10 protein-coding genes are annotated in these 12,519 nt (G+C 56.6%); 9 read left to right on the top strand and 1 reads right to left on the bottom strand.

Annotation, left to right across the window (positions count from 1 at the left end; translation table 11 throughout):
* Window positions 1–37 precede the first annotated feature (37 nt).
* From PSH64_RS17680 to PSH64_RS17670, 3 genes are all read left to right on the top strand, one after another.
* Window positions 38–889: a fumarylacetoacetate hydrolase family protein gene (locus PSH64_RS17680; protein ID WP_135844752.1), complete on the top strand. Its 852-nt coding sequence runs from the start codon at window positions 38–40 to the stop codon at window positions 887–889.
* A gap of 40 nt (window positions 890–929) precedes the next feature.
* Complete coding sequence (locus PSH64_RS17675; protein ID WP_305477988.1) at window positions 930–1,490, top strand: VOC family protein; 561 nt, start codon at window positions 930–932, stop codon at window positions 1,488–1,490.
* 88 nt (window positions 1,491–1,578) lie between these two features.
* Window positions 1,579–3,225, top strand: coding sequence for a bifunctional 3-(3-hydroxy-phenyl)propionate/3-hydroxycinnamic acid hydroxylase (locus PSH64_RS17670; protein WP_305477987.1), 1,647 nt, complete (start codon window positions 1,579–1,581; stop codon window positions 3,223–3,225).
* A gap of 123 nt (window positions 3,226–3,348) precedes the next feature.
* On the opposite strand, the gene PSH64_RS17665 is transcribed toward PSH64_RS17670, so the two are convergent.
* Window positions 3,349–4,035 carry a GntR family transcriptional regulator gene (locus tag PSH64_RS17665; protein WP_305477986.1) on the bottom strand — a complete coding sequence of 229 codons (687 nt, stop codon included), beginning with the start codon at window positions 4,033–4,035 and terminating at the stop codon, window positions 3,349–3,351.
* A gap of 422 nt (window positions 4,036–4,457) precedes the next feature.
* On the opposite strand from PSH64_RS17665, the gene PSH64_RS17660 reads away from it, so the two are divergent.
* The 6 genes from PSH64_RS17660 to PSH64_RS17635 all read left to right on the top strand — a co-directional run bounded on the left by PSH64_RS17660 (window position 4,458) and on the right by PSH64_RS17635 (window position 12,428).
* A complete protein-coding gene (locus PSH64_RS17660) occupies window positions 4,458–6,110 on the top strand; it encodes a DUF1302 domain-containing protein (protein WP_305477985.1) in 1,653 nt (550 codons plus the stop codon).
* Window positions 6,111–6,134: 24 nt separating this feature from the next.
* Window positions 6,135–7,487, top strand: coding sequence for a DUF1329 domain-containing protein (locus PSH64_RS17655; RefSeq protein ID WP_305477984.1), 1,353 nt, complete (start codon window positions 6,135–6,137; stop codon window positions 7,485–7,487).
* An 88-nt stretch (window positions 7,488–7,575) separates the two neighbouring features.
* On the top strand, window positions 7,576–8,676 hold the full coding sequence (locus PSH64_RS17650; protein ID WP_305477983.1) for a YCF48-related protein: 1,101 nt from the start codon (window positions 7,576–7,578) through the stop codon (window positions 8,674–8,676).
* The gene (locus PSH64_RS17645) at window positions 8,673–11,075 is read left to right on the top strand and encodes an RND family transporter (RefSeq protein ID WP_305477982.1); all 2,403 of its coding nucleotides are present in this window, start codon (window positions 8,673–8,675) and stop codon (window positions 11,073–11,075) included. Before PSH64_RS17650 ends, PSH64_RS17645 begins: the two co-directional genes overlap by 4 nt.
* On the top strand, window positions 11,076–11,663 hold the full coding sequence (locus tag PSH64_RS17640; RefSeq protein WP_305477981.1) for an NADPH-dependent FMN reductase: 588 nt from the start codon (window positions 11,076–11,078) through the stop codon (window positions 11,661–11,663).
* Complete coding sequence (locus PSH64_RS17635; RefSeq protein WP_305477980.1) at window positions 11,664–12,428, top strand: hydroxypyruvate isomerase family protein; 765 nt, start codon at window positions 11,664–11,666, stop codon at window positions 12,426–12,428.
* Window positions 12,429–12,519: the final 91 nt, after the last annotated feature.

Below are 12,519 nucleotides of genomic sequence, written 5' to 3'. Positions count from 1 at the left end.
GAAATTAGTTTTTGTGCATAAAAAACAGGAGAAGAACATGAAGCTGATTTCGTACCGTAAAGAAGGAAAGGCCCATTTCGGCGCCGTGTCGGGTGACGGGGTGGTCGAGCTGACCCGTCGTTTTGCGCAGGTTCCGGACCTCGCATCCTTTCTGGCCAATCCGCTGTTGGTGCAGGAGGCACGCAAAATCGTAGAGGCCGTCCAGCCCGACTACCCGTTTTCCAGCATTCAACTGGAGTCGGTCATACCCAATCCCGGCAAGGTGATTTGTGTGGGGATCAACTATGTGGCTCACGCCGAAGAGGCGGGCCGAAAGGTTGGGGAGTTCCCGGTGATTTTCCAGCGTTTTGCCGAAACCCTGCTTCCCCACGGCGAGCCGCTGGTCAGGCCTCAGGTGTCAGAGCAATTTGATTTTGAAGCTGAACTGGCCGTGGTGATCGGGAAGGGTGGTGCGCACATCGATCCCGCCGATGCAATGGATCACGTCGCGGGTTACACCTGCTTCAACGATGCTAGCGTTCGCGATTGGCAGTTCCATACGCACCAGTACGGCATGGGCAAGACCTTCAGAAAAACCGGCGCGTTGGGCCCATGGGTCATTCCGGCGTCGGAAATTCCCGATTACCGTAAGCTAGTGGTACGGGGTGTACTCAATGGCGAGCAATTGCAGGAAGGCAGCCTTTCAGAATTGGCATTCGACATTCCGCATTTGATTTCGTATGTGTCGAAGGCTCTTCCATGGAACCCGGGCGACATTCTGGCAACCGGTACGCCGAGCGGGATTGGCTTCAAGAGAAATCCACCGATTTTCCTGAAACCCGGTGATGTATTCGAAGTGGTCATCACCGAGATCGGGACACTATCCAACGGCGTTATTGACGAAGCCTAAGCGTTGTCCTCTACACAATCATAAAAACCGGAGGTTCCAAATGCCCGCCTTACCAACCATCAATTTCACCCACACCGGCGTGTTTTGCGCAGACCTCGATCGTATGGTCGATTTTTACTGCCGCACCTTGGGCTTCATCGTCAGTGACAAAGGTGTCGCCTCAACGGGGCATCGGCTGTTCTTCATGACGCAAAACCCGGAACTGCATCACCAGGTCGTACTCTTTGACGGCAAACCTGCTGACCTGCCATTCAACCCGATCAATCAATTGTCGTTTCTGCTCAATTCCCTGGACGACTTGAAGACTTACTACCAATTCGCCAAAAAATGCGGCATCGAAGGGATTCTCCAGGTGGATCACGGGAACGCCTGGTCGATCTACTTCAAAGACCCTGAAGGCAACCCCATCGAAATGTATGTCGATGCGCCTTTCTACACCGCTCAACCTTGCAAGGAGCCACTCGATCTCGAACTGCCGAGCGAGGTCATCCTGGCCCAGACCGAAGCCATGTGTAAGCGCCGCCCCGGTTTCCAGACGCGAGAGCAATGGATGGATTCCATTCGGGCGAAGATCGCAGAGCAGCGGGTTCGAATCGGCTGATGGTTCTTGAGGCCTGGTTGATGGGTGTGTGCAAGCCCGCTCATCAACCAGAAGTCACACGGGATAAAAACAAAAAGCGGAGTAGACGATGGACTACGATGTCATCATTGTTGGAATGGGGCCGGTGGGTGCTCTGTGCGCAAATCTGGCCGGCATGTGGGGGCTGGATGCGCTCGTCGTGGACAAGACCGAAACGGTGTACACCAACCCCCGGGCCATGGGCTTTGACCATGAAGTGATGCGTGTCTTCGGCAATATTGGCTTGGCCAATGAGATCGCCGAGCATGTCATGCCTTATCGTCCCTCGGAGTACCGAACTACCGGATCCCGGCTGATCAAGCGCATCGATGCCGCCAAGCCGCCCTTTGCGCTGGGGTGGGCGCCTAACTATGTATTCTCGCAACCACCGGTCGAGCGTGCACTGCGCGGTAAAATTGCCGATTTGAAGTCCGTCACCATGGAACTCGGTTCAGAGGTTCTATCTGTCGATTCCACAGGCTCGCAAGCGCACGTGCGCATTCAGGCCAAAGACGGGATTGAGCGTACGGTCACGGCGGAGTATGTGCTGGCGTGCGATGGTGGAACCAGCCCGATCCGTACCCGTCTGGGGCTGAAAATGGAGGATCTCGCGTTCGACGAGCCGTGGCTGGTGGTCGACGTGATCCTCAACGACGGGGCGGGCGAGCATCTGCCGAAGACCAACGTGCAGTTTTGCGAGCTGGCCAGACCGTGCACATTTGTCGTCGGCCCTGGTCGGCATCGTCGTTGGGAATTCATGATCAATCCTGATGAGCAGCCTTCGGAAATCTCGCAGCCTGAAGCGATCAAGAAGCTGATCGCTCGTTGGTTGCCGGAGGGTGACTACCAACTATGGCGGGCCTCTGCGTATAGATTCCACGCGCTGATTCTGGAGCAGTGGAAAGCCGACCGAGTGTTCTTCCTCGGGGACGCGGCCCATATGACGCCGCCGTTCCTGGCACAAGGCATGTGCCAGGGGATCCGCGATGCGCTGAATCTGGTCTGGAAGCTTGCGCTGGTAAAAGGAGGGCTGGCAGCTCCTGCGTTTCTGAACACCTATCAGACCGAGCGAATTCCCCATGTCCGCCAAACCACGATGGCGGCCAAGGAGTTTGGCGGAGTGATCTGCGAGCGCGATAGCGAGAAAACCGCGATTCGGGATGCGCGTTTGATCCAGCAAATGACGGAGAACCCTGACGGGATCATCAGGCAATCACTGATTCCCGGTTTGTCTCAAGGCTTTGTCGCGCAAGTCGCGCCGGCCGGTGAGCTGTTTCCTCAACCGATGGTCATCAACCATGCCGGCAAGCAGGCGCTGCTCGATGAGTTTACCGGCCAGTCCTTTCGCGTGGTCATTGCGCCCGGATTCGACGCCAGCGCTTTGTTGAGATGTCTGCACAGCAGTCAATCGCTAAAAGGTTTGCCCATCCATGTCGTGCGGTTGGTCAGCGCTCAACAGCCAGGAACGCGCACTGCCGATGATTATCAGGAGGTTGATGGCGTACTGGCGCAATGGCTTGAGCGTCGAGGCTGCAATGTCGTCATCGTACGGCCAGATCACTACGTGTATGGCGGGGCGGTCACGGTGGCCTGGGCGATGGAGTTGCTTGAGGGCATGGAGCTTGCGCTGTGGTGCAAGGAGCCGGAGCAGGCTGCACAGGGTCATGGCGGTACGTGCGATACGACGCTCAGGTTTGCACAGGCGCTAAGCCAGTAAAAGGAAAAGCCCTTCGCTTCGCACTGTCCACGAAAGCAGTGACGAGGCGAAGGGCTTTTTTCTGGACATTACTTGGCACCCTATATCCCACAGGTATTTGCGCTGAATTCAGTTCTGATTGATCTATTGAAGCGTGGCTTGTTGGCGTTCGATCGCTTCGACGGTTCGGCCCAGGGTCTCCTGAATGTGATTGCGCAACAGCGTCACTGCTTTTTCGGAGTCACGCGCCAAAGCAGTCTCCATCAGTTGCTGATGCTCATTGCCCTTGTGTCTTGGGGTGATTCGCTGCTTGGCTGAAAAACGTCGGTAGCGCTCGGCCCGGTCAAACAGGGAGTCGATCATCTTCAACATCAACGGTGAAGGGCAGGCGGCGAACAGCGCAAAGTGGAATGCCTTGTGCCGGGTGGACCACTCATCATCGAGCACGAGCTCGCCGTTTCCGAGTTTTTTCTCGATCAAATTCAAGCGGTGAAACGCACCCAGTACGTCGGCTTCCCACGTGTCATCGCCATACTGAATGGCATCTGCCAGCGCTTCGCATTCCAGCAGACAACGCATTCGCGTGATGTCCCGGAAGTCCGTCGTGGAAATAGGCGCAACCCTGAACCCCTTGTTATCGCTGGCTTCGACAACGCCATCCTGGGTCAGTCGATTGAGCGCTTCACGAATAGGGGAGCTGCTGAGTCCGTAGGTTTTGGACAGCTCTGCGACTTTGAGTTTTTCGCCGGGGGCCAGCTCACAGCAAACAATCGCTTTTTTCATCTTCGTCAGCGCGACATCGATCAGCGGACTGTTGGGGGAGAGGATCATGGTCGTGGTCATCCTGAAATTTTGCACTAAACGGATTTTATGCGCAAAAAACAGTTTAGTGCAAAGGATGAATTCGGCCTCTTGCCCATAAATTTTTCCTCGTCACAAGGAGAAAATTTCAGAATAGTCTTTGCAGCGCTCTAGTCCGGCCCTGAGTCTGCATCTCTTCCTCCTCCTGCTTCCCATCTAGCCACACCCATGAACCTGCGTTCCCGAATCTGCTTGACATTGAATTTGCGCAGGAATATTTTTTGTGCACAAAGTGATTTGAAGTGCAGCAAAATGTTTTTTACGCACAATGTTATCAGGCGTAAAAATAGGCAACGAAGGAGCTCACAGCGGTACGCAACACCCAGTGGTATTCGCAGCCGATGTTGCGAGTGGATGACCTTTTACAAAAACAAAAAAACAGGAACATCTCCATGAAAACAGCCAACCAGCGGCTCTGCCCGTTGCCGGTTTCCAGCCTCGCTTGCGCGGTTAGCGCAACGGTCCTGCTAAGCCTCTCGACGCCATCGCACGCCTTCCAGATCGACACCGGCAATCCCGATCTTTCGGCGAGCTGGGACAATACGATCAAGTACAGCAACGCTTGGCGCGTGAATAAACTCGATCACAAGGTCGCGGTCGGTCCGGGCACGGCCAACAGCAATCCTAACCTGGATGATGGCGACCGCAATTTCGATCGCGGGCTCATTTCCAACCGCCTGGATCTGCTGTCCGAATTCGACATCAAGTACAAAGATGTCGGTGCCCGTCTCAGCGCGGCGTCCTGGTACGACAATGTCTACAGCCACGACAACGATAACGACTCACCCGGCACCGCCAACTCCGTGAGCGTCGATCACGATGAGTTCACCAGCGACACCCGGCGCATCCACGGACAGCACACTGAAATCCTCGATGCCTTTGTCTACGGCTCAAAGGAAATCGGCACCACCTCGTTGTCCGGGCGCCTGGGGCAGTTCACGCAGATCTACGGTGAAAGCCTTTTCTTCGGGGCCAACGGTATCGCCAATGCGCAATCCACGGTTGATCTGGTGAAGCTCCAATCAGTGCCCGGGTCTCAGTTCAAAGAGATTCTGATGCCGACCAAACAGGTGTCCGGCAACTGGCAGTTGAACGATAAGGTCAGTGTCGGCGCCTACTACCAGTTCGAGTGGAACAAGACCCGTCTGCCCGCAGCGGGCAGCTACTTCAGCGGTGCGGATTTTGTCGGTGAAGGCGGGGAACGGGTGTTCTTCCCGACTGGCGAGTTGCTCCACGGCAAGGACAAGGATGCGAGGAACTCAGGGCAGTTCGGTGCACAACTCAAGTTCGCCGTCGAGGACTGGGAGTTCGGCCTGTACGCCGCCAAGTACCACGAAAAGACCCCGGTGTTTTACTTCCGTCCGGCCGCGTTGGCGCCGGGTGCGGATGACACGTTCATCAACGTGTATCCCGAAGACATCAAGGTCTTCGGTGCAAGTTTCAGCACTCTGGTCGGCGAAGCGAACATCGCCGGTGAAACCTCGATCCGGCTTGATACGCCGCTGGCGGGCGTCGGCGGAACGATCATTACCGGCATGGATTCCGACAACGATTCGAACCCCGCTTACCCGATTGGCCGGTCGTGGCATGCCCAGGTCTCGATGGTCAACGTCTATGGCGGATCGGCGCTGTGGGATGGCGCCTCTTTCGTCGGTGAACTGGCGTTCAACCGCCGGCTGAGCGTGACCAAAAATGCCGATCAACTGGACCCCAACACCACCCGCGATGCCTTCGCGCTGCGCTTCACGTTCGAACCGCAGTACTTCCAGGTGTTTCCCGGGATCGATGTCCAGGCGCCGATCACTGTTGGCTACAACCCTTCCGGACGTTCTTCGGTCACGCCCCAGGCGTTTGGCCCGGAACATGGCGGTGACCTGACATTGGGACTCAAGGCCGATTACAAGAAGCAGTGGTACGCCTCGTTGAGCTACACCAACTTCTTCGGTGAGGCTGGGCCGGTCATCAACTCTGCCAACTCATTCACCTATCAGCAAAACATGAAAGACCGGGATTTCGTGGCGTTCTCGATCCAGCGAACCTTTTAAGCAATGAACAGGCGGGCCCTGATAATGACAAAAATTAAACTGCTGCTGCTTTCCACTCTGTCGATTTCCATCTGCGCCGGCTCCGTATTTGCGGCGGTGAGTCCTGACGAGGCGGCGAAGCTCAAGACCACGCTGACGCCCCTGGGCGCCGAAAAGGCCGGTAATGCCGATGGCTCCATTCCCGCGTGGACCGGTGGGCTGACCAAGGACGTCGCGGGTGCCAAGTCCGGCGATGTGCCGGCAGATCCGTTTCCGGGTGAAAAACCGCTGCTGCAGATTACCGCCAAAAACGCTGCGCAATATGCGGACAAGTTGAGCGAAGGCACCAAAGCGCTCCTGGCCAAATACCCGGACACGTTCCATCTGGACGTCTACCCGACTCACCGGACGGCGGCGGCGCCTGACAGCGTTTATCAAAACACCTTCGCCAATGCGACTAAGTGCAAGACCACCAGCAACGGGTTGTCGGTGGAAGGTTGCTTTGGCGGTATCCCGTTTCCCATCCCGAAAACCGGGAACGAGGTCATCTGGAACTTCCTGCTGCGGGTCGAAGCCGAGTCCATCCAGATGGGCTATGCCAACGTCATCGGCAATGCTGACGGGACCCGGACCCTGGCCAGTCGGGGCGTCGAGAACTGGCAGTACCCGTATTACTACAAGGACGGCGCAGCCGATAAGTGGTCGGGTCAATATGCTCTGCTGCGCTTCTTGACCAACGAGCCACCGTTCAAGGCCGGCGAGTCGCTGGTGACGCACGACAGCATCAATGCACAAGAACCACGGGAAGCCTGGCAGTACCTGGTCGGCCAGCGCCGTGTGCGTCGCGCTCCAACCGTGGGTTACGACACACCGGACTTCGTTGCTTCGGGCGCCAATTACTTCGATGAAGTGCATGGTTTCATTGGCCATCCGGATCGTTACGACTGGAAACTGGTCGGCAAAAAAGAACTGTACATCCCGTACAACGACAACAAATTCAATGCCGAAAAACGCGACGACGCCTTTGTCGCCAACCACCTCAACTCGGACAAAGTGCGCTGGGAACTGCATCGCGTATGGGAGCTGGAGGCGACTGTCGCCCCGGGCAAACGCCATGCCGTGCCCAAGCGCAAGTTCTTCATCGATGAAGACAGCTGGACAGTTTCGCTGGTCGATGGCTACGACGCCGAGGGCAAGCTGTGGCGTGTGTCCCAAGTGCTGCCATTCGTTGTTCCCTCCATTCCGGCGGTGGTGGTGAAACCGGTGGTGATCTACAACCTGCAAGCCAAGACGTACAGCGTCGTGCAAAGCCTGAACGGCGAAACCTACAGCGTTATCCCGCGCAAGCCTGAGAACTTTTTTACCGGTAACTCGGTAGCGTCCGGGTCGGTGCGCTGAGCCTCGCAACAGCGTGTTCACACTTGTGTTCCAGGGACGCCGTGCCACTGACGCGGCGTCCACCGAACCGCATCATCGAGGCTCGAAAATGCGTATTCAAACTCCCAGGCTTTTACATCTGCATCCGTTCAAGGCGTTCGTGCTGAGCGTGTCGATCATCACGGCGCTCACCGGCACGGCTGCGGCGGCACAAACCGAAGGACTGCCGGTGCAGCCATCGATCACCAGCGCCATGGCGGCCCAATCGGTCATGCTGAGTGTTGCGAGGGCAGGGCAACGCCTTGTGGCTGTTGGCGAGCGAGGGTTCATCATTGTTTCTGAAGACAATGGCCGTACCTGGAAGCAAGTCAGTTCCCCAGTCAGCATCACGCTGGTCAAGGTTCGCTTCATTGATGACCGCGAAGGCTGGGTGGTCGGGCACGCCGGGGTTGTCTTGCACAGCCAGGATGGTGGACTGAGCTGGAGCAAGCAGCTCGATGGCGTCCAGGCAGCCGAGATCGAACTGCAGGAAGCGAAACGCTTCGACGATGCGGAAAAAATCGCTCAAGCACAGCAACTGGTGGACGATGGCCCCGACAAACCCCTGCTCGATCTGCTCTTCCTCGACGCCAAAAACGGGCTGGTGGTAGGCGCTTACGGTCTGGCGTTTGTCACCCGTGATGGCGGGCTCAGCTGGCAATCGATCCGTTCCCGTCTCGATAACCCGAACGGATTGCACCTCTACAGCATCGAGCGTGTAGGGGCGGACCTCTTCGTAGCCGGCGAACAGGGCACGTTGTTGCGCTCAGTTGACGAGGGCCAGACATTCGAGTCGCTGACATCACCCTATGAGGGCACGACCTTCGGCCTCCAGGCGACCAGCAGTGGTTCGATTCTGGCGTTCGGGCTGCGTGGCAAAGCCTTCGAGTCCAAAGATCGCGGCGATACCTGGCAGCGTCTCGACACCTTGCAACCCGTTACCTTGACCAGCGGCCTGCGGCTTGACGATGGCTCGGTACTGCTCACCGATGAGTCCGGCCGAGTGCTGCGTTTCGCGGACGGCGATACGAGAGCCTCTCTACTTAAAGTGACTCAACCCGGTTACTTCACAGGCATGGCGCAAGCCGCGAACGGTGACCTGATCATCAGCAGCGCACGCGGCATGCTGTCGTCCGTGGTTGCCGTGGAATCGTCGGAGCACGATCAATGAACAGCTTTACGCGTACTGCCGAGCCTCACGCCGTCCCTCAATCGGACACCTTCGATACTTCTTCCGGCACCCTGGTTGAACGGCTTTTGTTCAATCACCGCCGCGTCATTTTGGGCATCTGTGTCTTGCTTAGCGTGGTGTTCGGCTACCAGGCGCTGAGTTTGAAGCTCAATGCCGCCTTCGAAAAAATGATCCCGACGGATCACCCTTATGTGCAGAACTACCTGAAGAATCGCGGCCAGTTGGGGGAGGGCGGCAATACCTTGCGGATTGCGATCGAGGCCAGGCAGAGCAGCATTTTTGATGCTGCCTATCTTGAGACGGTCAAGAAAATCAACGACGAGGTCTTTTTGCTCCCTGGTGTCGACCGGTCGTACATGAAGTCCCTGTGGACCCCGGCGACCCGCTGGATCGGCGTGACGGAGGAGGGGTTCGACGGCGGCCCGGTCATCCCGGACAATTACGATGGCTCTGCCGGCAGCCTGGAGCAGGTTCGACAGAACGTCGAACGGTCGGGCGAAGTCGGCCGGCTCGTGGCCTCTAACTTCAAGTCCAGCATCGTGCTTTTGCCGCTTCAGGACATCACCTCGGACGACGGAAAACCGCTGGACTACAACGCGCTCTCAACCCAGCTGGAGACGATTCGCGCGAAGTACGAAACCGACAACATCAAAATCCACATCACCGGTTTCGCCAAGGTGGTGGGCGATCTGATTGACGGCATGCGGCAGATGCAGCTGTTCTTCGCCGCGACGCTGGTGATTTGCGGCATCGTGTTGTTCTGGTACACCCGCTGCATTCGCAGCACGCTGTTGGTGCTGCTGTGTTCGATCATCGCCGTGGTCTGGTTGCTGGGGTTGCTGCCCACTCTGGGGTTTGACCTTGATCCGTATTCGATCCTCGTCCCGTTCCTGGTGTTTGCGATCGGGTTGAGTCACGGCGCGCAGAAGATGAACGGGATCATGCAGGACATCGGGCGCGGAGCCGACAAACTGGTGGCGGCACGCTTCACTTTTCGCCGGCTGTTTTTGACCGGGCTGATGGCGCTGGTGGCCGACGCCGTGGGTTTCGCGGTGTTGATGATCATCAAGATTCCGGTGATTCAGGATCTCGCCGTCGCCGCGACAATCGGCGTTCTGACGTTGATTTTCACCAACCTGATTCTGTTGCCGATTCTGTTGTCGTACACCGGTGTCAGCAAAGCGGCGGCTCAGCGTGAAGCGGCTAACGACAAGTTCTCGCAGCTGGACGCGCTTCACGCCCGGCACCCATTCTGGGCTTTTCTGGATCGATTCACCGAGCGCAAATGGGCGAGCGGTGCCATCCTTATCGCCGTGATCCTTGGGGTGGCCGGTTTTGCCGTCAGTCTGCACGTGAAGATCGGTGACTTGAATCCCGGGGCGCCGGAACTGCGTCCGGAGTCGCGCTACAACAGCGACAACCGCTTCATGGTCAGCAACTTTTCCGCCAGCAGTGACAAGTACGTGGTGATGGTGAGAACACCCCAGTACTTCTGCGCCAACTATCAGACATTGGTGTCGGTCGATGCGCTGGAGGCGCAGCTTCAACAGTTGCCGGGGGTTGTTTCCACCACGTCGTTGGCGGCGCTGAGCAAGCAGGCCGCAGCGGGCATGAACGAAGGCAGCATGACCTGGTATGAGATACCCCGTAACCAGGGGCTACTGAACGCGATCATCACCCGCGCGCCGCGAGAACTGTTCAATCAGAACTGCGACCTGCTGACGGTGTATGTCTACCTCAAGGACCACAAGGCCGACACGCTCACCAGTGTGGTGCAGACCGTCGAGCAGTTCGCTGCGACCCATAACAGCGACCAGCTCCAGTTCCTCAATGCGGCGGGCAATGCCGGGATCGAAGCGGCCACCAATATTGTGGTGAAGCGTTCGAACGTGCAGATGCTCTTCATGGTATATGCAGCCGTTATCGCTCTGTGCTTTATCACCTTCAGATCTTGGCGAGCTGTCGTATGCACGGTATTGCCGCTGATGCTGACGTCTATTTTGTGCGAAGCCTTGATGGTAGGGCTGAACATCGGCGTCAAGGTCGCGACGCTGCCCGTGATTGCGCTGGGGGTAGGCATCGGGGTGGATTACGCGCTGTACATCCTTAGCGTGACCCTGACCAACCTGCGTAATGGCTCAAGCCTGTCCGATGCTTACTACCTAGCCCTGCTCTCGACGGGAAAAGTGGTGGTGATGACGGGGATTACCTTGGGTATTGCCGTACTGACCTGGGTATTGTCTCCCATCAAGTTCCAAGCAGATATGGGCATCCTGCTCGGCTTCATGTTCATCTGGAACATGGTGGGTGCATTGATACTGGTACCGGCGCTCGCTCATTTCCTCCTCAAGCCAAAACCGCAGATTGTGAGCATTTAAATGACGGCAACGATAAATATCCTCGGCCTGTCAGGCAGCCTGCGTCAGCATTCGGCCCATACGGCGATCCTCAATACAGTGGCTGAGCGATTGTCCGGGCAGGTTCGATTGACGCTCCATGGATTGGAAAGAATCCCGCCGTACAACGAAGATAACGACGGCGTCCATGCCCCGCAGGCCGTGAGTGACCTGCGTGCAGCTGTGGCGGCGGCCGATGGGGTATTGATCGGCTCGCCGGAATACAACCACGGAATGTCTGGCGTATTGAAAAATGCGCTGGACTGGTTGTCCCGCCCCCATGGTAAGTCGGCCCTGACTGGGCGCCCAGTGCTGGGTTTCACGGCTTCGCCTGCGTTTACCGGAGGGGTTCGGGCCCACCAACAACTCAATGAAACCCTATGGGCGATCCAGGCTGCCATAGTGGTTCATCCACAGATCGTCATAGGCGGTGTGCACAGCAAAATAGAACATGGTCGGCTGGCGGATGGAGTCGCTCGGGATTTTTTGCTGAATGGTATTGGCGCGTTGATTGAGCAGATCAAACAGGCAACGAAAGAAAAAGTCGACGTGGATAGTCCGAGGCGCTGAATGATCAAATACGCTGCAAATTTGTCGCTCCTTTTCACCGAGTTGCCCTTCGAAGATCGCTTTGATGCAGCGTGCGACGCCGGCTTTGAAGCCGTGGAGTTCAGTTTTCCGCAAGGTCTTCCAGCCGTCGCCGTTGCAAAACATCTAGATCGCACTGGTCTCCAGCAGGTTTTGGCAACCGTGCCCTTGCGACCCGGCAGCAAGGGGTTGGCTGCTCTAGTCGGCCGAACAGGCGAGTTTAAGGATGATTTTCTTCGGGGACTGGAGTATGCAATATCGGGTAATAGTCAGCTTCTGCACGTATTAAGCGGTATTGTCGATAATACGGGCTATGAGGCGTCATGCCGTAAGTTTGAAGAGAATATGAGTTGGGCAATTGAAGAAGCGGGTCGCTATAAAATCAAACTGGTTATCGAAGCCATCAATCAAGTTTCGGTGGCTGGTTATTTTATCCGCTCGTTGCGTGATGCGATTCGATGGACGGAACGATTGAATGGGCTAGGATTAATTCTGGACATTTATCACGCGTCTATGGAACAACTTGATCTAATGGATTGCACCGCGCGTTATTTTGCCCAGGCTGATCATTTTCAAATTGCTGGATTTCCAGGACGGCATGAACCTAATGTGGGGAGCCTCAACGTGCGAGCAATTTTAGATTTTCTCAGAACTCATTCATATCAGGGCTGGGTCGGATGTGAGTATAAGCCTATTGCGGGAACAGCTGACGGTATGGGATGGCTTAATTGCTATCGGGGTAATTAGGTGCAATACATCGCTTAATTAGAAATATTATTGCGACGTTTGGCGAAGGGACGCAGGGTGACGTGGTGGGCGGCTGGATAGTTCAGTCACC

The organism is Pseudomonas sp. FP1742 (genome assembly GCF_030687145.1).
Lineage (GTDB): Bacteria > Pseudomonadota > Gammaproteobacteria > Pseudomonadales > Pseudomonadaceae > Aquipseudomonas > Aquipseudomonas frederiksbergensis_D.
This window is presented reverse-complemented; position numbering and strand designations above follow the sequence as displayed.